This window comes from Streptomyces sp. NBC_00513, assembly GCF_041431415.1.
Classification (GTDB): Bacteria; Actinomycetota; Actinomycetes; order Streptomycetales; family Streptomycetaceae; genus Streptomyces.
The window spans coordinates 2,009,418-2,031,431 of sequence record NZ_CP107845.1 but is presented as its reverse complement, the minus strand read 5'-3'; the positions used below and the strand labels follow the sequence as shown (position 1 = coordinate 2,031,431).

Here is a 22,014-nt window from a genome sequence, read left to right as displayed (position 1 = left end):
TCACACGGCGAGGGGCTCCAGATCGCGGTGCACCCGCCGCTCGTCGCGGGCGTAGCGGGTCAGACCGTGGTCCTCGCCGAGCAGCCGCGTCAACTCGGCCACCGCCTCCGCCCGCACCCGGGCGGCCTCCTCCTTGCGCCCCATCATGTCCAGGCTGACCGCCATGTTGGAGGCGCTCGCCAGGGTCTCGGGGTGATGCACTCCCAGCGCCTCGCGCAGCCGCATCACCGACAACCGCTCCAGTTCCAGCGCGCCCTCCGGATCACCCAGGTCCGCCCGGGCGTTGGCCAGGTTCAGATGGGTGAAGATCGTGTGCGGGTGGTTGTCGCCCAACACCTCGCTCATGTGTCGGATCGTCTGCCGCAACATCGGCTCCGCCGTGTCCGCCGCACCCGTGCCCCAGTGGAACACCGCGAGGTTGTTGACCGCGGCCAGGGTGTACGGGTGCCGTTCGCCCGGCACCTTCATGAACTCGTCCACCACCTCCTGCGCCAGGTCCCGCGCCGCGCCCGGATCACCCGTCGCGAACAGGTCGGACGCGAGGTTGAGTTCGCAGGCCAACAGGTCGGGGTTGACCGAGGTGTACTTGGCCCGGTACCGGTTGCGGGTCGCCGTCGTCAGCCGCAGCGCGTCCTCCAACTCGCCCGCCCTGCGCAGCGACACCGCCAGGTTCTTGGCGGCCGACAGGGTGCCCGGGAAGGCCCGGCCCAGCGTCCGCTTGTAGATCTCGTACGTCCGTGCCAGGAGCTGCACCGAATCGTCGTACCGGCCGACCTCGCGCAGGTCACGGGCCAGGTTCTGGGCCGACGAGAGCGTGTACGGGTGGTCCGTGCCCAGCACCTCGGTGCGCCGGTCGAAGACCTCCTGGTCGATCTCCCGGGCCCGGGCGTACTGGCCGACCATGCGCAGGTTCAGCGCCAGGTTGTTGGCCGCGGCCAGGGTGCGGGGGTGCGCCTCGTGGAATATCTGGCTGAAGCCCTCGTGGGCGGCCGTCGCCAGCTCCATCGCCTCCGCGTACCGACCCAGCGCCCCCAGGTCCATCGCCAGACCACTGGTGGTCATGTACGTGTGCGGATGGGAGGGGCCGAGCACCGTCCGCTGCCGCTCCAGCGTGACCTCGCCCAGTTCCTGCGCCTCCACGAACCGGCCCTGCGAGCGCAGGATGTTGGACAGGTGGAAGCGCAGGTACAGGTACTGGAGGTCGTCGTTGCCGAGGGTGTCCTTCCAGATCTCCCGCAGCTCCTCGCCGAGTTGGTACGCGGCCTTGAAGTCGCCGCGCTTCCAGAGGTAGCGGACCCGGTCGATCAACAGCCTGCGGGTCTCCGGCTCCTTGCAGTTGCGGGCCTCGGAGGGGGTCAGGTGCGGCCAGATGGTGTTGAACCGCGGCCAGGTCTCCGGATTGTCTATCGGCTCGTCGTCGTCCGGCCGGGCCCCCGCCAGGATCCGGTGCACCGCGTGCCGGGCCTCGCGCTGTTCCTCCTCCGAGAGCTGGGCCCGGATCACGGCCTGGACCAGCCGGTGCACCTGGATGCTGTTGCCGACCTGGTCGACCTTGGCCATCGCGAACCGGCCGATCTCCCGGATCACCCGGCCCAGCATCAGCTTCTCCTGGAGCGAGGAGTCGTACGGCTTGAGCGCGTTGATCATCTCCTTGCTGTAGAGGAGGTTGGCGGAGATCGGCTCGGGCGCGAAGAACGCGCAGAGCTGGAGCAGCCGCACGGCGGCGGGGGAGCGGGACTGGAGCCGCTCGATGGACACGTTCCAGGTGGCGGCCACCGGCTCCGGGTACCCGGGGGGCTGGTTCAACCCCAGCACCCGGGCCGCCTGCTCCGCCAACTGCTCCAGGTACGCGGACACCGGCGTCGCCGTCTCCGCGATCCAGGCGCCCGCCTGCTCGACCGCCAACGGGAGGTCGCCCACCGCCACGGCCACCTGCTCGGCGTCCTCCTTGGTGAGCCCCGGCGCCCGGCGCTGGAGGTGCTCGATGGACTCCTCGCGCAGGAACACGTCCACCGGGAGCGCGTCGCCGTACTGCGACCAGGACTGGTTGCGCGAGGTCACCAGCACGTGCCCCGGGCCGCCCGGCGGGAAGAACCGCTTCAGGGTCTCGGGATCGTCGGCGTTGTCGAAGACCAGCAGCCACCGCGAGGTCGGCACCCCGCGCCGGAGCAGGTCGATGGCCTCCTGGGAAGCGGCCGACATGTCCTCGCCGGTCTGCGCGCCGAGGCGTACGGCCAGCTCCGCGAGGGCCGCCACCACGTCGTCGGTCTGTTCCGAGGAGATCCACCAGACCAGGTCGTAGTCGGCCATGAACCGGTGCACGTACTCCAGCGCCACCTGAGTCTTGCCCACGCCGCCGAGCCCGTACAGCGTCTGCGGCTGCGGCAGCACCACGGCCATGCCGCCGCCGAGCTGGTCGCGCATCCGCTCCAGCACGATGCTGCGCCCCGTGAACCCGGGGTTGCGGGGCGGAGCGTTCCAGATCTTCGGGACCGTCCCGGGGAAGCGGGGCCCGGGCTGGGTGGTGCTGTTGACGGAGTCCGGCAGGGCCATCGGCCGCTCCACCGCGCGGAGCAGCGCCGTGGTGGCGTGCACCTCGTCCAGGCGGAACAGGTCCACCGGGTTGCGGTCGATGTACGGGGTCGCCAGCCGTACGTCGCCCACGCGCAGCGGCACCAGCTGGCGTCGCCCCCCGGTCGGGTCCTCCGCGGCCGCCCGGTTCCACACGTCCACGGCCCGGGCGGACTTGAGGTAGGCGCTGGAGAGCAGCACCACGGTCCGGGCCGCGTTGTCGACGCTGATGCCGGCCCCGCCGAGGGTGTCCCCGCTCCCGCTCCCGTCGCCCGGCGGGCGTTCGGCGGAGACGTCCTGCGGCACCACCCGGAACCCGGCCCGGGTGAGGACCGACTCGATCCAGTCGGCCCACATGCGGTTCTCGGCGACGTAGGAGAGGAACAGGTCGGCGGGCAGGGCGGGGCGCCGCCGGGTGAAGGCGTCCCGGATCCGCATCCGGACGTCCTCCGCGATGGCGGGCATCGAGACGATCTCGCCCTCGGTGACCACCGCCGTCAACCGCTCGAACGCGGAGAGGAGGGAGTTGGTGAGACCGGCCTCGTCACCGAAGGTGGCCAGGGTCTCCTCGTAGGCGTAGTAGGGCCGGTACGGGATCTCCACCGCACCCCAGTACGAGGTGAGTTCGTCCCCGACGAGACCGTTGGGAAAGCGGTCGAACCTGATCCGGGCCAGGGCCCGGCCCGCGTCGGCCTTCTCCTTCTCGCCCTCGTCGATGCGCATCGGAACCGGGTAGATCTTGATGCCCCGGTCGTTGAAGCGCTCGTCGATCTGGCGTGCCACCGAGGCGGCGCCGTCGATCGACTGGTCGGAGAGGGTGAAGCAGTCGACCAGGACGTCCGGCAGGTGCACCGTGCAGATGTCCGCGATGTCGGACAGACCGGTCCGGCTGTCGATCAGGACGTAGTCATAGTTCCGCTTCATGTCGGCGCGTAAGGCGTCGAAGAAGAGACCACCGCCGAGCCGGTCGTAGAAGTTGTCCCAGTCGAAGGTGGAGACGGTCGCCGAGTACTCGCGGTTCTGTCGGCCCGCCGAGACGAAGTCGAGCGTGCCGCCGTCGGGGAACTCCCAGCCCAGGGTCTCCGGGGTGAGCGAGACGGCGTGCGGCTGGATCCGCGCGTAGTCCTTGTGCCAGTCGTCGGCGCGCTGCACCGGGCTGGTGGCGGCCCAGGCGTACTCGCTGATCAGGTCGATGACCCCGGTGGTGGCCCCGAGGGTGGAGGGGTCCAGGAAGGGATGGAAGAAACGGTGCAGCCCCGGTGCCTCCAGGTCCCAGTCCACGGCGAGCACGCGCTTGCCGTTGGCCGCGAGGATCCAGGCGGTGTTGGCGAGCGCCATCGTGCGGCCGGTACCGCCCTTGTACGAATAGAAGGTGACGATGCGTCCGTCACGGCTGTCACGACTCGCTGTCATCCGCGTCCCCCCGGTCTGATTCGTTGTGGTCGGCGGCGTCCCGGCCGCGCGGCTCGCTGTTCCGGTCTTCTCCGTTCCGGTGCTCGTGGTCGCGACCCTCACCGTCGCGGTGTTCGCCGTCCCGGGACTCGCTGTCGGGCGGGAAGGGGGCGGGCGGCGGCAGCGGCACGGGCGGCCCGTTCATCCCCATCGGCCCGATCAGCCGCGGGCGTTCGGTGTGGGTGCCGCCGGCCGGTGGATAGACCTGGGCGTGTCTGAGGAACTGCTGCGCGGCCGCCTCCACGACCTGCGGCAGGATCTGCCCGAGCGTCTCCATGTTGGCCACGCCGTTCGCGGCGGCCCGGCACGCGGCCCGGCCCTGGCCCATCTTGACGGGCATGGTGTCCTCCAGCCGGTGCGCCAGTTCGCTCTCCTTCGCCCGGCTCTGGTGGTCGTACCGGTTCCACGGCACGACCACGTTGATCCACGGCCGGGACTCCTGATCGAAGGCGGCGAGTCGCCGGCGGCGCTGCTCGTCCTCGACCGCCCAACGGTCGACGATCAGGATCTCCGGGCGGGTCGGCGGCTGCTTGCTGTCGAAGTGCCCGGCCTCGTCGTCGAAGGAACCGATGCTGGTCTGGTAGTTGAGGTTCCTGACCAGGTCCTCCGCGATCAGGGCGACGGGCCGCTGGGACGCCGGGTGGTACGGGTTCCAGTCCAGCGCGCTGTCCCCGTAGTACTCGGGGCTGCGCCCCTCCGGCAGGTCGTGGCGGGACGCGGCGGCGACGGTCACGTGGAGGGAGCGGGCCGGATTGTCGGAGCTACCGAAGGCGCTGGGCACCACCCGGTAGTCCACCGGGCGGACGGGGTCGAGGCGGACGGTCTCCGCGACGCGGACGATGCGTTTGGCGAGTTCGTAGACGGCCCGCTCGTACTGCTCCGCGTACCCCCGCAGTTTGATCAGCCCGTACAGCCCGTCGGTGACGTAGCGCTCGCCGAAGGTGTTGTGGTTGAACTGCAACCGCTCCGCCGGGCCCGGGAGTTGGGACGGCGGCACCGGTACCCACAGGGCGGGGACGATGGCCTCGGCCGGCTCGTTGCTCGCCGCTCCGTGCTGGATGGCGCGCTGCGCGAAGGCGAACCACTCCTTCCCGCACATCTCGCTGGCGAAGTAGCGCGGCGAGAACAGCGGGACGAAGACCCGGCAGGTGGCGAGCGCCGTGCCGAGCCGCTCCGACCAGCCCTCCCCGCTGCGTATCTCCCGGTCCATGAAACCCGCCTCGGAGCCGGCGGGCAGATCGGTCAGCGCCATGACGTGACTGCAGAGATCGCGGAAGAGACGCTCGACCCACATGTCCGGGTCGGGCCCCCCGGCCCCGAATCTCGGTGTATGCGCATAACTGAGAAAGAAGTACGGCTGCACTGATGCGGGCACACGCCCCCCGTCCCGAAGATGCGAGCGAAGAAACATCATTCCGGAGCTGCTTCGCGACATCCCCTCATCGTTCAGTCAATCAGCATCTGTTTTCGGTCATCCAGTCAAGGGCGTGATCGACGGCATCCGGAATCGAGAAGAGCAGGGCCGAGACGCCGCCCACCCGCCCCCTGCGCACCTGTGAATCCGGGAACGTCGCGCCGATCTCCGCGAAGTCGCCGTCGTCCAGTGCCACGTCCTCGTACGTCGTCCATTCCCTCCCCTGCTGACCCCCCGGAAGGTTCACCTTCACCACACAGTCGTACATGCGCAAGGGGGGCTTCGGAATTCGATACTCCGCGAGATGGAAAGCAGTGCAAACTGAAAACCCCACATTGATCATGAGTACCTGCCCTCCCTCCCAGCACAGCTTTCCCAGAGGCGACTCCTCGCCCATGTGGCTTTCGATCCGATGACCCGCGCACAGGCGCTCCGCGTCCTTGCCGAGCGCGGCGAAGGAGGTCTGCGGGTGGTCGCTGCGCACGGCTCCCGGCGCGGTGCGCACGGCCTCGGCCAGGGCGCCCATGCCCTGGCTCGGTGTGGTCGCCGGGTCGAAGGCCGGCATCCGGGCGCGGAACGCCGCCGCCTCGGACGCGCTCAGCCCGGCGATCCCGGCCAGGTGGGCGCTGGAGGTGAGGGAGTTCTCCGGGGTGAAGGTCGGCACCACCAGCGTGCCGTGCGGGCCGAGCACCCCGGTCAGGGCGTCGCGCAGCACCTCGGCGCGCAGGCCGGTCCCGCCGAGCCCGGCGTGCACCAGCAGCCGGGTCCGGGGTCGGACGCCGAGCAGGCGCAGGTGGACGGCGAGGGCGAGGGCGCTCACGCGTCGACCGCCTTCAGTTCCCAGCGCAGCTCCTCCACCAGGCGTTTGCCCGTGATGGTCAGTTCGGCCGCTCCGGACAGCCGGTCCAGGGCCCGGTGGATGGGGTCGGCGGCGCCGGGTTCGGGGCCCGCGACGGCCCGCCGGTAGGCCTCCACCGCCACCCGCTCGTGTACGTCGGCCAGCAGTCGGGAGACCGGTACGGGCCGCTCCCGCCAGGGCGACGGGTGCTGCCACTCCCCGTCCAGGGCGTACAGGTCGGCCACCTCCGTCAGCGCGCGCAGGCGGGCCCGGCGGCGGCCGGTCAGCAGCGCGAGCGCCGTCTCCCGCACCCCCGCCCCGTACGGGACGCCGAGCGCCCCGGGGGCGTGCCGGCCGGCCTCCCCCCAGCCGTGCTCCCGGGGTCCGCCGGCCAGTGGGGTCAGCGTGGTCAGCCCGGCGGCGGCCGCCCGGGCGAACTCCGGGACCGTGTCGTGCAGCAGGGCCCAGGCCCGGTCCAGGAGACCCCGCCACTCCTCGGCCTCGCCCGCCCCGAGCCGCAGCCGGGGCGGGCGGGCGAAGCAGTTGCGGTACGGGTCCAGGTCCTCCAGGGCCACCGGCGGCGCGTCGGGCCCGGGCGACCAGGTCCGTACGGGCTGCCAGCGCGAGTCCCCCGCCGCCGGTCCGAAGCGGTGTTCGGCGCGGCCGTCCCGTACGGCGTACCCGTCGTCGACGGCGCGGAGCGCGGCTCGCCCCCGCGTGCCCGGCTCGCCGAGCCGCAGCAGTCCCAGGGTCGGCAGGTACACCTCGCCGTCCCGGTAGACCACCTCGGCGGGCAGGTTCAACCCGCCGCGCAGCACGGCGGCGGCGGCCAGCGCGGCCAGCCGACGGGCCGGGCCGGCGTCCTCCCGGGGGCCCTCGTGCTCCGGGTCCAGGGCCGCCAGTACCCACGTCCGGGTGAACGGGTGGTCCAGGACGGCGTCCAGGGCGTCCGCGCCGGCGTCCCCGGACCGCTCCACGGCCGCCAGCAGTTCCCAGGCCCGGGCCCAGTCGGGGTCACCCGTCCGGTCGGCGTTCAACCGGGCCAGCAGCACCCGGGTCAGCTCCTGCTGGGACCGGGCCAGTTCGGTCGGGTCGGTGAGTTCCGGGGCGGTCTCGCGCCGCGCGGTGCGACCCTCCACGCCGTCCACCAGTTCGCGCAGGTCGGCGCAGTACACGGAGGGGTGGTCGAAGCTCCCGCCGGTGGCGGGGTCGGGCCGGTAGCGGTGGGCGTAGAGTCCGCCGCCGCACGAGCGTACGACGGGGCAGCGCCGGCACGTGTCGCTGACACCGGACAGCCCCTGCTGTCGGGCGCGCACCCCGGGGTGGGCCGCCACCTGGTCGAAGGTGTGGTCGAAGACGTTGAAGCCGGTGGCCGCGGCCCCCTCGAAGGCGGTCTTGAGGGAATCGACCTGCTCCAGTTGTCCGTCGGTCTCGACGACGACGAGGTCGGTCGGGGCCAGACCCAGGGACTCCGTCAGGCTGGGGCCGCCGCGCAGGGTGGACAGCAGCGACTCGAAGAGCCGTACGGGGACGGGTCGTTCCCGGCGCTCCCAGTGGTCGAAGACCCGCAGTAGCCAGCGCGCGTACGCGTCGGGGGCGCCGTCCGGGCGGACCGGAGGGGTCTCCCAGGTGGCGTGGGGGAGCAGGAAGTCCACCCGGGGGGGCTCCAGCTCCACGAGGGCGTCGAGCACGGCGACGGGGTCGTTGGCCACGTCCACGGTGCAGAGCAGCCCCTGGTAGAGGTGGCGGTAGGGCTCGGAGCGGAGCAGCGCGACGGCGGCGAGGACCAGGGGGTGGCTGGTGCGGCCGTCCGCGAACCGGCGGTGGCGGTCGTTCGCGGCGCGGTCCCCGTCGAGGGAGATGCCGACCCGGACGTCGTACTCGGCGAAGAGGTCCAGATGGCGGTGACCGAGCTGGAGCCCGTTGGTGTGGATGCGCAGATCCAGGGCGGCGATTCCGTCGAGGGCGCGGGTGAATTCCTCGCACACGAGCCGGAGTCGGGCGGTGCCCGCCAGCAGGGGTTCCCCTCCGTGGAGAATCACCGTGACAGAGGGGAGAGCATGGTCACGGGCATGTTCGGCGAGCCGCGACGCGGTGTGTGCGATCACCTCGGGGGAGATCACCTTCGGCCGGGCTCGCCAGCTCTGATCTGCGTGTTCGTAGACGTAGCAATGATCACAAGCGAGATCGCATCTGCTGTGAACTTTCAGGACGATCTCGCGAAATGCGATCAGGCCGGTCATTCCACCAGTCTAGAGCGCCTACTTCGTTGTCAGAGCGCAGAGTTGAAGATCGGTGCCTGAACGTGACGACCGGATTCCGTCCGCAACACGCGGCCGAGTGTCGTCGCCGCCGAGGTGCTGTGCACGTCGATGCGGTCGAGCGGGACCCGGGAGGTCTTGACCGTGGTGGTCGGGGGGGTTGCGGAAGTGTTCACGACACCGTCCTTGGGGAAGCCGGGTGGAATGGGCAGGGGGTTGACAGCGGCGCGCGCCAGTGTCAAGCGTGGACTTTACTCGTCCACACCCCATTGGCAACCGAGACATGACGCCTGGTCAAGCGTTCTATAGAAAGCGTGACGCAATTCTCGCGGGGTCGCATTCGGCCGTTTGCCGTACGGCAAGATCCTTTTCTTCCCGGGCATGTCTTCCCGCTCCCTCCGGGGATTCGGATCATGGTGCGCGGATTCGCCTAGCATGAGCACGTCACCCTCGCCACCTGCTGTTTCGGACGGAAGCACCCCATGCGCACCCAGCGGATCCTCGCCATGACCGCCGCCCTCGCCTGCCTCGCCGCGCTCCCCGCCTGTGAGGGGGACCCGGCCCCGGGCGCGTCCGGGGCCACCCCGTCCGCCGGAGCCGCGGCGACGCCGGTCGGCGGGAAGGGCCCGGCGCCGGTCACCCTCGCCGGTGCGCAGCAGTACGTACGGCAGTTCACCAACTGTGACGACCTGAGCGACCAACCCGGCGACCCCCGACTTCCGTTGACCGAGTTCGTCGGTGTCGGCGAGTGGTCGGTGACGCAACGGGGCGTGTGCAGCGACGCGGCCAAGGACGGGCAACTCGTCTTCTACATACCGTCGGACATGAAGGAGTTCCAGGAACGCTACAAGCGGAGCGTCATGGAGTCCTCCGGCGGCTCCCAAGGGCTGTTCAGCCGGGTCTTCGTCGGGAAGGGCTTCGTCGTCACCCCGACCTCGACCGAGTCGGCCCTCGCCCTGGCCCGGTCCGAACTGCGCATCCTGTACTGCAACCCGAGCTTCTGGGCGCCCAAGGGCTACAAGATGGACAAGGCGCTCGTCGAAGGGTGCGGCCTCAGCGACTTCGTCAACGCGGAGGACGGCAAGGGCAGCCCGAACTTCGAGACCCCACAGGACCCGGGCGGACAGAAGCCGGGCCAACCGGCCAAGGGCAGCGTCGGGTTGGCGCGCGCCGGCAGCGTGGCCGAACTACGCAAGCTGGTGGCGCCCAGCGTGGACTGCACGCGGTTCTCCACCGACCCCGACACGGTGGCGATCGAGTCCATCGACTACACGCCCGTGGTCGAGGGGAACGCCCTCGACTGGGGGGTCACCGGCCGGGCCCTGTGCGGGGAACCGGGCGGCGAGCAGCGCGCCCACCACCTCAACTGGCTGGACACCGTGGGGGACATGAAGGCGCTCCAGACCAGGGCCAAGGCCGCCCAGCAGGCGGACCTCAAGGACGACGGCAAGCTCAGGCGCACGGCGAGCCGGCTGCTGGTCGGCGAGAACGTCGCGGTCGAGAGCAACGACCCGGACGTCCGGTTCGGCCTCTACCAGCAGCAGTTCCTCTACCTGAACTGCGTCCCCGGATTCTCCGCCCCGACCGGCTACCGCCTGGAGCGCGCCCGGGTCGAGGGCTGCGTCCTGACCAACTACGACCCCGAGAACCCGGTCGTCGGGGGCAACTGACCGCGGCCGAGGTCCCGTACGCCGCGCACCTCAGGCAGGCAGTTGTTCGCTGACCGGGGGTGCGGGCACGTCCCGCAGCAGCCAGTTCAGTACGTCGGGCAGGGCGCGCAGGGCCGCGAAGTGGGCCGCGGCCGGGTCGATGGTGGTGGTGGCACCGGGGATCCGTCGGGCCAGCCAGCGGGAGTGCCCGACGGGGGAGAAGACGTCCAGTTCCCCGTGCCAGATCATCACCGGGGTCCGGATGTCGGCCGGGTCGAAGCCCCACGGGCGGCTGAAGGCGAGCACGTCGTCGATCCAGCCGTCCGCGGAGGTCCGCAGGCCCTCGCGGTAGTTGCGCAGCAACATGGACCGCAGGCCCGCGTCCGAGACGATCATGCGGTCGTTGTCGGTGAGTTCCCGGCGCAGTTCGTCCAGGAGCCGACCGGGGTCCGCGCGGATGCCGGCGGCGCGGGGGGTCAGCCGGGCCGCGAGTTCCTCGGGGTCGTCGGCGGCGGTGGTGTACTCCCGGACGTTCGAGTCCGCCATCCCGGCGAACCAGTCCAGGTCCTCCGCGTCCCGGGGGGCGAGGCCCACCATGGCCGCCGTCCGGGTGACCCGGTCCGGGAGCAGGGCGGCGCAGGCCAGGGCTCCCGCGGAGCCGCCGGAGCGGCCCGCCACAGCGAAGGTGTCCAGGTCCAGGGCGTCGGCGACGGCGGCCACGTCCTGGGCCACGTCGGCGACGGTGCGGCCCGGATGGCGGTCGGAGCCGCCGTAGCCGGGCCGGTCGTAGGCGATGAGCTGCATCCGGCGCTGGTAGAGGACCATGCCCCGCGGGGCCGGCCCGAGTCTGCTGCCGGGCATGCCGTGGAGCAGGAAGACCGGTTTGCCGTCGGGATCGCCCCAGCGCTCCACGGCCAGAGCACGTCCGTCGGCGGTACGCACCTGATGGCGCACGCGCTCCCTCCCTCACGGTCCGAGTCGTCACGGTGATTGTGCTCGCCGGGAGAGGAGTGCGGTAGAGCGCACTTCGCGGGAAATTCTCGGGGATGCTTTCACGCATATGTGGAGGCCTGCGGTCCCCTTGCATATGCCCAGGTCAAGAAGGGTGGTCACGGGGGGCGTGAACGGGCGCGAACGGGCAGGAATGGCCCCTTTGCCCCTTCGGAAAGGGCTTTCTCGGCGCACTGCCTTCCGCTTTCGGGTGTCGAATTGAGACACGGGAAAACGGGTCGCCGGTTCGGACCGGGCGGAAATGAAGGAGTTCCCGTCACGAGGGGTGGCGGCATTCGCGCCGGGGAAGGGGTGGCCGGCCGGGACCCCGGACGGCCTCCGGTGCGCGCCCCGCGCGCGGGACCTTCAGAGGCGCGGGATCAGCAGGGCCGCCGCCGAGCGGGCCCGCTCCAGGGCCACGTTCCGCTCCGCGCCGCGCTGACCCAGGACCACGCGGGTACTCAGTCCGTCCAGTAGCGCGAGCAGCTCCGAGGCGCGGGCCGGCACGTCCAGGTCGGCGGCGAACCGCCCCTGCCGCACCCCCTTGTCCAGCAGGGTCTCCAGGTCCCGCTGCCAGCCGTCGTCGATCTCCTGCTGGGCGACCTGGAGGGGCTCGTTGGAGGGCGTGCGGGCCCACAGTTCGATCCACAGCGTCCAGCGCGGATCCCGGGGGCCGCGGGGCAGGTACAGCTCCACGAACAGGGCCAGTTTGCGGTGGGTGGTGAGCCGGCGGCCCAGCAGTTCGGTGCGTTCGGCGGTCAGCTGCGTCTCGCTCCAGCGCAGCGCCTCCAGCAGCAGCCGGTCCTTGCTGCCGAAGTAGTACAGGATGTGGCCTCCGCTGGTGCCGAGCCGCTCGGCCAGCGCCGACATGGTGAGCGTCGCCAGCCCGTCCTCGGCGATCACCGTCATGGCCTCTTCCAGCATCCGCTCCTGGGCGATCTGCCCGTCGCGCCGCCGCGCCGCTCCCGCCACCGGTCCCGCCTTCCTGATCTTGCCTGGTCGGACCTTATCCCGGACGGGGTCTTGACGTGGCCCCCGGAGGCGGCGCATCTTGAATGTCATTCAAGAACTTAGAACGCCATTCAAGGTCCTGGAGGGCCGAGAGTGCCAAGGTCAGGGGTACGGCGGATGACACAGCAGGAGACGAGCCGGCCGGAGACGAGACGACGGGGGACGAGCCGACAGGGGACGAGCCGGCCGGAGCCGGCGGCCGACGTCGACGAGGTCTTCAAGGGCGAGGTCTTCAAGGACGAGGTCTTCAAGGTCGAGACGCACGGCATCGACCCCATCCCGGACGCCGAGCGCCACGGCGGCGCCAAGGACCTCTTCTGGCTCTGGTTCGGATCGAACCTGACCTTCACCTACGTGATCAACGGCGCCCTCGCCGTGGCCTTCGGCCTCTCCTTCTGGCAGGCCACCCTGGTGGTCGTGCTCAGCGGACTCTCCTTCTTCGCCGTCAGCGCCGCCGGGCTCAGCGGCATCCGCACCGGCACCGCCACCCTGGTGATCTCCCGCGCCGCCTTCGGGGTGCGCGGCAACTTCCCCGCCGGCGTCCTCAACTGGGTGGTGAGCATCGGCTACACCATCGTCAACACCGTGGTCGGCACCCTGGCACTGGAGGTGTTCCTCGCCGAGATCGGCCTCGGCGGGGGCACGGCGATCCGGGCCCTGGCCCTCGGCGTCACCCTCGCGCTGACCTTCGCCGTCGCCATGTGGGGCCACGCCACCGTGCAGTTCGCCGAGCGCTGGATGGCGTACGTCCTCGCCGTCGGCTTCGGCGCGCTGCTCGTCTTCGTGCTGCCCGGCGCCGACACCTCCGCGCCCGCCGCCGGCCCCGGACTGTCCGGCTGGAGCCTGGCCTTCGTCGTCATGCTGGCCGGCCCCTTCTCGTACCTGCCGATGCCCGCCGACTACACCCGCTACCTGCCCCGGACCACCTCGCTGAGGTCGATCACCTGGATGGGGGCGTCGGGCGGGTTCATCTCCTCCGTGGCCCTCGGCGTCGCGGGCGTCGCGGCCGCCACCCAGACCGACATGACCGACGCCGTCGCGGGCGCCGAGAGCCTGCTGCCGGGCTGGTTCCAGACCGTGTTCCTGGCGCTCGTGCTCGGCGGCTCCGTCACCAACTCGATCATCACCCTCTACTCCTCCAGCCTGAACCTCCAGGTCCTCGGCATCCCGTGGAGCCGCTCCCGGGCCATCGTGATCAGCGCCGCCGTGACCGCCGTCGGCTCGCTCGCCGCGCTCTTCCTCACCGACTTCACGACCTCCCTGCTCTCCTTCCTCTCCCTGCTGATCATCGTGTTCGCGCCCTGGGGCGGGGTGTTCCTCGCCGACATGCTGCTGCGCCGCTGCCGGTACGACTCCGACGCCCTGCACGCCGGGAACGCGGGCGCCTACTGGTACCGGGCCGGCTACCACCCCGCGGGCATGGCCGCCCTGCTCGCGGGCATGCTCTTCGCCGCCCTGACCTGCGACTCCGAGCTCTGGACCGGCCCCCTCGTGGCCCCCCTCGGCGGCGCCGACCTCACCCTCCTCGGCTCGGTCGTCTCCGGACTCGCCTACTGGGCCCTCGTCCGGCGCGCACCCGCCCACACCCCGGCCGCCTGACCCTCCGTACACATCCCCCTCAGCTGCCACAGGAGCACCACCTCATGTCACACCCCATCGCCGCCGACCTGCTGCTCACCGGGGCCCGGATCCACACCGTGGACCCGGACCTGCCCGAGGCCGAGGCCCTCGCCGTCCACGACGGCACCATCGTCTGGGTGGGCCCGGACGCCGAGGCCGAGGCCTGGGCCGGACCCGACACCGAGCGCATCGACGCGGGCGGGCGGCTGGTGCTGCCCGGCTTCATCGACGCCCACAACCACGTACGACTCGGCTCCGACGACGCGTGCGTCCAACTCGCCGGGGTCCGCACGCTCGACGCGATCCTCGACCGGATCGGGGAATGGCGCGAGGCCCACCCGGACGCGCAGTGGATCGAGGCCGAGGCCTTCGACTACTCCGCCATCCCCGGCGGCCGGATGCCGACCGCCGCCGACCTGGACCCGGTCACCGGCGACACCCCCGCGATCGTGCTCTCCTACGACGTCCACACGGCCTGGCTGAACACCGCCGCCATGCGTCGCCTCGGCGTCTCCCGCGACCGCGTCGACCTGCCCTTCGGCACTGCCGCCGTCGATCCCGCCACGGGCGAACCCACCGGTTTCGTCAAGGACTTCGCCATCAAGGGACTCTCCCGCGACGGACACCGGGCGCTGCGCGAGCTGGGCGTGCCGTGGGCCTCCCCGGACCGCCAGTACGGGCGGCTCGCCAAGAGCCTCGACGACGCGATCCGCTTCGGCATCACCACGGTGGTGGAGCCGCAGAACTCCCTGGACGACCTGGAACTCTTCGAACGGGCCCGCGCGGAAGGACGGTTGAGGTCCAGGATCGTCGCCGCCCTCTTCCACCCGCGCGGCACGAGCGACGAGGAACTCGACCTCTTCGCCGCCTGCGCCCGGATGTACTCCGGGGACCGCCTGCGGGTGGGCCCGCTGAAGCTGTACATCGACGACGTCGTGGAGCCGCGCACGGCCGCGCTGTTGGAGCCGTACACCGGATGCGGGGCCCACCGGGGCGAGACCTTCTACCCGGCCGAGGAGTTCGCGGAGCTGCTGGCCGGGCTGGACGCCCGCGGCTTCCAGTGCTTCGTGCACGCCACGGGCGACCGGGGCATCCGTACCGTCCTCGACGCCGTCGAGCACGCCCGGGCGGTCAACGGGCCGCGCGACGCCCGCCACCAGGTGGTGCACGTGGAATGCCTGGACCCCCAGGACGTGCCGCGCTTCGCCGAACTCGGCGTGGTGGCCTGCATGCAGCCCCGGCACTGCGCGCCGGAGATCGCCGGACCGGGCCAGGACTGGGCGGAGAACGTGGGCGAGGGGCGCTGGCACAAGGCGTGGCCCATGCGCAGCCTGCACGACGCGGGCGCGGTGCTGGCCTTCTCCAGCGACTGGAACGTCGCCGAGATGGACCCGATGATCGGCATCTACACGGCCGTGACGCGCCGGCCGCTGGACGGCGGCGACCCGTGGCAGCCGGGCGAGACGGTGGACGTGGCCACCGCCGTGCACGGCTACACGATGGGCTCGGCGTACGCCAACTTCCTCGACACCGAGCGCGGCTCCCTGACGGTGGGCAAGGCGGCGGACTTCGTGGTGCTGTCCCGGAACATCCTGGAGATCCCGGCGGAGTCCATCCCCGGGACCGTCGCGCGGACCGTCGTGGTGGCGGGGGAGGTCGTGCACACCGCCCAGGAGGTGCCGGTCGAGGGTCAGGGCGTGCCGGCCGAGGGTCAGGGCGTGGGTTGTGAGGGTCGGGCCGTGCCGGCCGAGGGTCGGGCCGTGTCGTTCGAAGAACAGGACGTGTCGCTCGACGCCTAGGCTGTGCCGATCGGAGTCGGTCGGGAAGCGGGGCGCGGGCATGTTCGTCGATCTGGTGGGGTCGGCCGTCGGTGCGGCGGCGGGTCTGGGAGTGGTCCACCTGGCGCGTCGCCGGCTGGCCGCGCACCGGGCCGCCGGGGTGGCCGCGGGAGTGCGGACCGCCCTCTCCTGCCGGGTCGAATGGCGCGAGGGGCTGGGCCGCGCGGGCTTCGTGTACGGGACGCTGAGCACGGGCCCGACCGGCGGGCCGGTCTTCAAGCGGCCCGCCCGCCGGGCGGTGGAGTTGCCCGGCGGGGGCCGCGCGACCCGCCGGTCCTCCTGGCGGCCCGGCATGCAGATGGTCGAGTACCGGGCGCCCGACGGGGACCGGCTCGGGTTCCTCGTCCACGACACCGACGTCGACCTCGCCACCCGCTTCCTGCGCGTCCCCGACCCGGCCGACTACTTCTGAGCGCCGCCGTCGGGGCGCGCGCGGGCCGACGGGCCGGTCACCGGTCGGAGCCGCTCCCGGCGGGCGCGGGGTCCTGCGGGGCGTCGCCGATCCCGCTGCCCACCGCGGGCCCGGCCTTCCCCTTGTGGAACATCGCGCAGGCCAGGGTCACGGCCGAACCGAGCAGCGCCCAGCCGGCCAGCACCAGCATCGGGCCGCCCGCGCCGTTGCCCCGGAAGTACGCGATCGAGCGGGCGGCGTACGTGCCGGCGCCCGGCGGCAGGGCCGGTCCGATGGTCCTCCAGAACGGCGGCAGCAGCGGGTACGGGTAGGCGCCGCCCGCGCTCGGGTTGCCGAGGACCACCACCAGGAGGATGGCCAGGCCGATGCCGACCACGCCCGCCAGTCCCTGGAGGGCCAGGGTGAGCGCGCCGACGGCGAAGACGACCAGGGTGCCCAGGCCCCACAGGGCCGTGATGCTTCCGGACAGCGCTCCCAGGACGGGACCGGCGATGACCGCGCCCAGCAGCCCGGCGACGATCGAGTACACGAGCAGGACGCCCAGCCGGATGACGGCGCGGGCGGAGTTCGCGGGCCGGGCGCCGGCGCTGATCGCGAGGATCGCGGCGCACAGGTAGCCGCCCACGCACCAGCCGACGACCAGGTAGAAGGAGCTCAGGCCGCGGGCGTCGCCCCGGGCGGCCGGGGCCACGTCGCGGAACCGCACGCTGCGCCCGGCGGCCTTCTCGGCGCGCCCGACGACCTCCTCGACCGCCTGCGAGAGGGAGGCCCCGGCACCGCTCGCGACCAGCAGCTCGTCGGTCTTGCCGCTCGGGTCGACGATCAGCGCGCCGTCCACCTCGCGGTCCCGGACCCGCGCGAGCGCCGTGTCCGCGTCCTTGACCGCGTGGGCGTCGAGCGGTGTGCCGGGCAGGGTGTCGAGCTGCTCGGCGTACCGGTCGGCGACCCCTCGCGCGGGAGCGGCCACGGCGAGGGGGATCTCGCTGGGCACGGGGTGGTGGAAGGCCCCGATGTACGAGGTGATGAAGGCGAGTTGGAGGGCCAGCACCCCCAGGACCAGCAGGGCGGCCCGGGCGGTCACGGCGTCCTTGACCTCGGCGAGGAAGCCGCCGGGCGGACCTGTGGAGGTGGTCTGGGTCATGCCTCACACGCTCGGCGTATCGGGGGAGGGGCGCAGCAGGGGCGGGCCGAACGGATGACGCGGGAACCGGTCCCGCGGCCCGCCCGGAACCGGGTGGGACGGGTCTCCCGGACGGGTCTCCCACCCGGTGATCGAACAACTGTTTCGCACGCGTATTCGAATTGCTCTATGGTGGAGAGGGGAGGTCGAGTATCGAGCGAAGCAGGAGGCCGCGGGTGCCTGGTTTTACGCATCTGCACACCGTTTCGGGGTTCTCCGCACGCTACGGAGGCTCGCACCCGGAACGGCTCGCGGAACGCGCCGCGGAGCGGGGCATGGACGCCCTCGCCCTCACCGACCGCGACACCCTCGCGGGCGCGGTGCGCTTCGCGAAGGCCGCCGCGGGGGCCGGGGTCCGGCCCCTGTTCGGAGTGAACCTCGCGGTCGCCCCCGCCGCGGACGCCTCGCCGGCGGGCGCCGGGTCCTCCGGTGGCGCCGGGTCCTCCGGTGGTGCGGGGTTCTCCGTTGGTACGGGGTCCGGCGGGGGCGGGACCTCCCACGCCGAGGCCTCCTTCCGCCGCCGCACCCCCGTCAGGGGCGGCGCCTTCGTCGACGAGTCCGCCGCCCGAGCCGTCTTCCTCGCCCGGGACGGCGCCGCCGGCTGGGCCGAGCTCTGCCGGCTGGTCACCGCCGCCCACGCGGGCGCCCCCGAGGTCCCGCTGGTGACCTGGGACGCCCTGCGCGAGGCGCTCGGCTCCTTCGGGCTGAGCGGCGTGTTCGTCCTGCTCGGCCCCGACTCCGAGGTCGGCCGGGCGCTGGCCGCGGGCCGCCCCGACCGGGCCGCGCGGCTGCTCGCGCCCTGGCGGGAGCTGTACGGGGACGCGCTGCGCCTGGAAGCCGTCCACCACGGCCGCGCCGGCGCCGACGTCGACACGGGCCCCGGTTCGCTGCGCCTCGCCGCGCGCACGGTCGGCTTCGCCGTCGAGCAGGGCGTCCCGGCCGTGGTCACCAACGCCGTCCGCTACGCCGACCCCGGCCAGGGGCCGGTCGCCGACGTCCTCGACGCGGCCCGCCGCCTGGTTCCCGTGGACCCCCGCAAGCGCCTGGACAGCGGCGAACGCTGGCTCAAGGACCCCACCGCCATGGCCGAGGTCGCCGACCGGATCGCCCGGGCGGCCGGTCTGCGCCCCACCGACGCGCGCCGGCTGCTCGGCGAGACCCGGCGCACCGCCGACGCCTGCGCCGTGGACCCCGAGGACGACCTGGGCATCGGCTCCGTGCACTTCCCCGAGGCCCGGCTCGTCGGCGCCGGCCACCGCACCGCACAGCGGGTGCTCGCCTCCCGGGCCTCCGCCGGCATGGTGCTCCGCGGGTACGCGGACGACCACGCGTACTGGGACCGGATGCACCGGGAGCTCGACGTCATCGCCTACCACGGTTTCGCCTCGTACTTCCTGACGGTCGCGCAAGTGGTCGACGACGTACGGGACATGGGCATCCGGGTGGCCGCCCGGGGCTCCGGCGCCGGGTCCCTCGTCAACCACCTCCTGGGGATCGCGCACGCCGACCCCGTCGCGAACGGTCTGCTGATGGAGCGCTTCCTGTCCAAGCGCCGCCACGTCCTGCCCGACATCGACATCGACGTGGAGTCCGCCCGCCGGCTGGACGTCTACCGGCGGATCATCGACCGGTTCGGCGCCGAACGCGTCGCCACCGTGTCCATGCCCGAGACCTACCGGGTCCGGCACGCCATCCGCGACGTCGGCGCCGCCCTGTCCATGGACCCGGCCGCCGTGGACCGGCTCGCCAAGGCCTTCCCGCACATCCGGGCCCGCGACGCCCGCACGGCCCTCGCCGAACTCCCCGAACTGCGCGACGTTCGGGGGGAGTCGTACGGTCGGCTCTGGGAACTGGTCGAGGCGCTGGACGCACTGCCGCGCGGGGTCGCCATGCACCCGTGCGGGGTCCTGCTGTCCGACGCCTCGCTGCTCTCCCGCACCCCGGTCGTCCCGAGCGGCGGCGAGGGCTTCCCGATGTCCCAGTTCGACAAGGACGACGTGGAGGAGCTGGGGCTGCTCAAGCTGGACGTCCTCGGCGTGCGGATGCAGTCCGCGATGGCCCACGCCGTCGCCGAACTCCGGCGCGCCACCGGCGAGGAACTCGACCTGGACGACCCCGCGCAGGTCCCGCCGGGCGACCCGGCCACGTACGAGCTGATCCGCTCGGCCGAGACGCTGGGCTGCTTCCAGATCGAGTCCCCGGGCCAGCGGGACCTGGTGGGACGGCTCCAGCCGGCCACCTTCCAGGACCTGGTCGTCGACATCTCCCTCTTCCGCCCGGGGCCGGTGGCCGCCGACATGGTGCGGCCCTTCATCGAAGCCCGGCACGGCCGCGCCCCGGCGCGATACCCGCACCCGGCCCTTGCGGACGCGCTCCGCGAGACGTACGGGGTGGTGGTCTTCCACGAGCAGATCATCGAGATCGTGCACGTCATGACCGACTGCGGTCGGGACGAGGCGGACCGCGTGCGGCGCGGACTGTCCGACCCGCAGTCGCAGGGCCGGATCAAGGTCTGGTTCGCCACGACGGCGAGCGCGCGCGGCTACTCGGCCGAGGTGATCGCCCGGACCTGGGAGATCGTGGAGGCCTTCGGCTCGTACGGGTTCTGCAAGGCGCACGCGGTCGCCTTCGCCGTGCCCACCTACCAGTCGGCCTGGCTCAAGGCCCACCACCCGGCGGCCTTCTACGCCGGGCTGCTCACCCACGACCCGGGGATGTACCCGAAGCGGTTGCTGCTGGCCGACGCCCGCCGGCGGGGCGTGCCGGTGCTGCCGTTGGACGTGAACCGGTCGGCGGTCGCCCACCGTATCGAACTGGTGTCCGAGCGAAAGTGGGGGCTCCGGCTGGCCCTGGCCGACGTCCACGGCATCGGCGAGGCCGAGGCGGCCCGGATCGAGGCCGGACAGCCCTACGCCTCCCTGCGCGACTTCTGGGACCGCGCCCACCCGGGCCGACCCGTGGCCGAACGACTCGCCCAGGTCGGCGCGTTGGACGCCTTCGGCGCGAACCGCCGTGACCTGCTGCTGCACTTGACCGAACTGCACGGGGCACAACGAGCCGCCGGCGCCCGCGCGAACACCCAACTCCCGCTGGAGGGAGGCCGGTCCACCGCACCCGTCGGCCTGCCCGACCTGACCGACGGCGAACGCCTCAGCGCCGAACTCGGCGTCCTCGGCATGGACGCCTCCCGTCACCTCATGGGCGACCACCAGGCCTTCCTGACCGAACTCGGCGTGGTCCCGGCCGCCCGGCTCCGCGACGTCGAACACGGGCGGACGGTACTGGTCGCCGGCGCCAAGGCGGCCACCCAGACCCCGCCGATCCGATCCGGGAAGCGGGTCATCTTCACCACCCTCGACGACGGCACCGGACTGGTCGACCTGGCCTTCTTCGACGACAGCCACGAGACCTGCGCCCACACCGTCTTCCACTCCTTCCTGCTGCTGGTCCGAGGCGTCGTGCAGCGCCGCGGCCCACAGAGCCTGAGCATCGTCGGAGCGGCCGCCTGGAACCTGTCCGAACTGGTCGAACTGCGCGGGGAGGAAGGCCTGGAGGCGGTCACCGCCCGACTGTCCGAACCGGCCCGCGAGCGCGCCCCCCAGCCGGACGGCGAACCGGACGGCCGCCGCATCCACCTGGCGAACGGCTACAAGATGAACCCGTGGGCCGACCTCCGGCCGCCCGGCGAGGGCGCCGCGACCGGCCGCAAGCTGTGGCACTCCAGCCCGGGGAGCGCGGGATGAGCGCGATCCTGCACGTACGGTGCGCCCCGACCCTCACCGGTGAGGGCTACCGGGAGGTCCTGGAACTGCTGCGGGAGTTCTCCCCGCTCGTCCAGGCCCTGCCGCCCCGCGCCGCCCTGGTCCAGGCACGGGGAGCCCAGCGGTACTTCGGCATCGAGGCCGCCCGGATCGCCGAGGTGGTCCGACTGCGCGCGGTGGCCCGGCTGGGCACGGACGTGCGGATCGGGGTCGCCGCGACCTGGGCCCTCGCGGCCATGGCCTCCGCCCGGATCCCGGGCCCCGGCGGGATCCTGGCCGTCCCCGACGACCCCGACGCGGTGGCCGGATTCCTCGGGCCGCTGCCGGTGGAGGCGCTGTACGGGCTCGGCTCCCGACAGGCCGAGGCGCTGCGCGGGTACGGACTGCACACCGTGGGAGCCCTCACCCGGGTCCCGCCCGGCGTCGTCGAACGGATCCTGGGCAAGCGGACCGGCCGGCTGGTCGCCGAGCGCGCCCGGGGCATCGACCCGCGCCCGGTGACCCCCCGCGACCTGCCCTCCTCGGCCGCCGTCAGAAGCGGGTTCACCCGGGAGGAACTGGACGGCCCGCACGCCAGGGCCACCCTGCTCGCCCTGGTCGTCCGGCTCGGCGCGCTCCTGCGCGGGCGCCGCCAGGCGGCCCGCTCCCTGTCCCTGACCCTGCGCTTCGCGGGCGGCACCCGTTGGGAGAAGACCCGGCGGCTCGCGGAACCCTCCGCGCACGACGAGGACCTGCGCACCGCGGCGTACCGGCTGATGGACGCGGCGGGCCTGCAACGGGCCCGACTGACCGGGATGGTGCTGCGGGCCGAGGACCTGACCGGCGCCGAACGCGTGGCCCGGCAGATCTCCCTGGACCCGGTACGGGAATCCCGGCTGACGGTGGAGGCGGCCGTCGACCGGGCCAACGCCCGCTTCGGCGCGGGCACGGTCCGCCCGGCGGCCACCTTCGGGGCGGCCACGGTCCGGCATCCCGCCGGCCTCGGCAGGGCCTCGTGACCCGACGGGCCCCGGGGCC

The 22,014-nt window shown here is 72.6% G+C and carries 14 protein-coding genes; 6 read left to right on the top strand and 8 right to left on the bottom strand.

Going from position 1 to position 22,014, the window contains the following annotated elements; translation table 11 throughout:
- From fxsT to fxsA, 5 genes are read right to left on the bottom strand one after another with little or no spacing between them, the layout of a single operon-like run.
- On the bottom strand, positions 1-3,984 hold the full coding sequence (gene fxsT, locus OHA84_RS09625) for an FxSxx-COOH system tetratricopeptide repeat protein (RefSeq protein ID WP_266972155.1): 3,984 nt from the start codon (positions 3,982-3,984) through the stop codon (positions 1-3).
- Positions 3,968-5,434: a TIR-like protein FxsC gene (locus OHA84_RS09620; RefSeq protein WP_234350068.1), complete on the bottom strand. Its 1,467-nt coding sequence runs from the start codon at positions 5,432-5,434 to the stop codon at positions 3,968-3,970. The genes fxsT and OHA84_RS09620 overlap by 17 nt, the downstream gene beginning before the upstream one ends.
- A 43-nt stretch (positions 5,435-5,477) precedes the next feature.
- A complete protein-coding gene (locus OHA84_RS09615) occupies positions 5,478-6,257 on the bottom strand; it encodes an aminoglycoside N(3)-acetyltransferase (RefSeq protein ID WP_053679242.1) in 780 nt (259 codons plus the stop codon).
- The gene (gene fxsB / locus OHA84_RS09610; RefSeq protein WP_266972158.1) at positions 6,254-8,518 is read right to left on the bottom strand and encodes a radical SAM/SPASM protein FxsB, inactivated metallohydrolase extension form; all 2,265 of its coding nucleotides are present in this window, start codon (positions 8,516-8,518) and stop codon (positions 6,254-6,256) included. The genes OHA84_RS09615 and fxsB overlap by 4 nt, the downstream gene beginning before the upstream one ends.
- 29 nt (positions 8,519-8,547) lie before the next feature.
- Positions 8,548-8,712, bottom strand: coding sequence for an FxSxx-COOH cyclophane-containing RiPP peptide (gene fxsA, locus OHA84_RS09605; RefSeq protein ID WP_159041409.1), 165 nt, complete (start codon positions 8,710-8,712; stop codon positions 8,548-8,550).
- Positions 8,713-9,018: 306 nt separating this feature from the next.
- On the opposite strand from fxsA, the gene OHA84_RS09600 reads away from it, so the two are divergent.
- Positions 9,019-10,206 carry a hypothetical protein gene (locus OHA84_RS09600; protein WP_266972160.1) on the top strand — a complete coding sequence of 396 codons (1,188 nt, stop codon included), beginning with the start codon at positions 9,019-9,021 and terminating at the stop codon, positions 10,204-10,206.
- Between the two features lie 30 nt (positions 10,207-10,236).
- Here OHA84_RS09600 and OHA84_RS09595 read toward each other — a convergent pair whose 3' ends face one another.
- Positions 10,237-11,139: an alpha/beta fold hydrolase gene (locus OHA84_RS09595; protein WP_053679248.1), complete on the bottom strand. Its 903-nt coding sequence runs from the start codon at positions 11,137-11,139 to the stop codon at positions 10,237-10,239.
- A gap of 402 nt (positions 11,140-11,541) precedes the next feature.
- The gene (locus OHA84_RS09590) at positions 11,542-12,147 is read right to left on the bottom strand and encodes a TetR/AcrR family transcriptional regulator (RefSeq protein WP_266972163.1); all 606 of its coding nucleotides are present in this window, start codon (positions 12,145-12,147) and stop codon (positions 11,542-11,544) included.
- 156 nt (positions 12,148-12,303) lie between these two features.
- On the opposite strand from OHA84_RS09590, the gene OHA84_RS09585 reads away from it, so the two are divergent.
- Genes OHA84_RS09585 through OHA84_RS09575 form a run of 3 tightly spaced genes read left to right on the top strand, consistent with a single transcriptional unit; the run spans position 12,304 to position 16,056 of the window.
- Entirely contained in the window at positions 12,304-13,785 is a 1,482-nt protein-coding gene (locus tag OHA84_RS09585) for a cytosine permease (RefSeq protein ID WP_078998972.1), read from the top strand.
- Positions 13,786-13,829: 44 nt separating this feature from the next.
- Positions 13,830-15,605 (top strand): amidohydrolase, encoded by a 1,776-nt coding sequence (locus OHA84_RS09580; protein WP_266972165.1) that lies wholly within the window; start codon positions 13,830-13,832, stop codon positions 15,603-15,605.
- A 40-nt stretch (positions 15,606-15,645) separates the two neighbouring features.
- Positions 15,646-16,056 carry a hypothetical protein gene (locus OHA84_RS09575; RefSeq protein WP_266972167.1) on the top strand — a complete coding sequence of 137 codons (411 nt, stop codon included), beginning with the start codon at positions 15,646-15,648 and terminating at the stop codon, positions 16,054-16,056.
- 37 nt (positions 16,057-16,093) lie between these two features.
- Here OHA84_RS09575 and OHA84_RS09570 read toward each other — a convergent pair whose 3' ends face one another.
- Positions 16,094-17,197, bottom strand: a complete 1,104-nt coding sequence (locus tag OHA84_RS09570; RefSeq protein WP_266951126.1) for a DUF3533 domain-containing protein — start codon at positions 17,195-17,197, stop codon at positions 16,094-16,096.
- Positions 17,198-17,412: 215 nt separating this feature from the next.
- Here OHA84_RS09570 and OHA84_RS09565 point away from each other — a divergent pair, with 215 nt between their 5' ends.
- Together OHA84_RS09565 and OHA84_RS09560 are read left to right on the top strand one after the other, a co-directional pair.
- Entirely contained in the window at positions 17,413-20,979 is a 3,567-nt protein-coding gene (locus OHA84_RS09565) for a DNA polymerase III subunit alpha (protein WP_266972169.1), read from the top strand.
- Entirely contained in the window at positions 20,976-21,995 is a 1,020-nt protein-coding gene (locus tag OHA84_RS09560; protein ID WP_266972171.1) for a hypothetical protein, read from the top strand. Before OHA84_RS09565 ends, OHA84_RS09560 begins: the two co-directional genes overlap by 4 nt.
- Positions 21,996-22,014 lie beyond the last annotated feature (19 nt).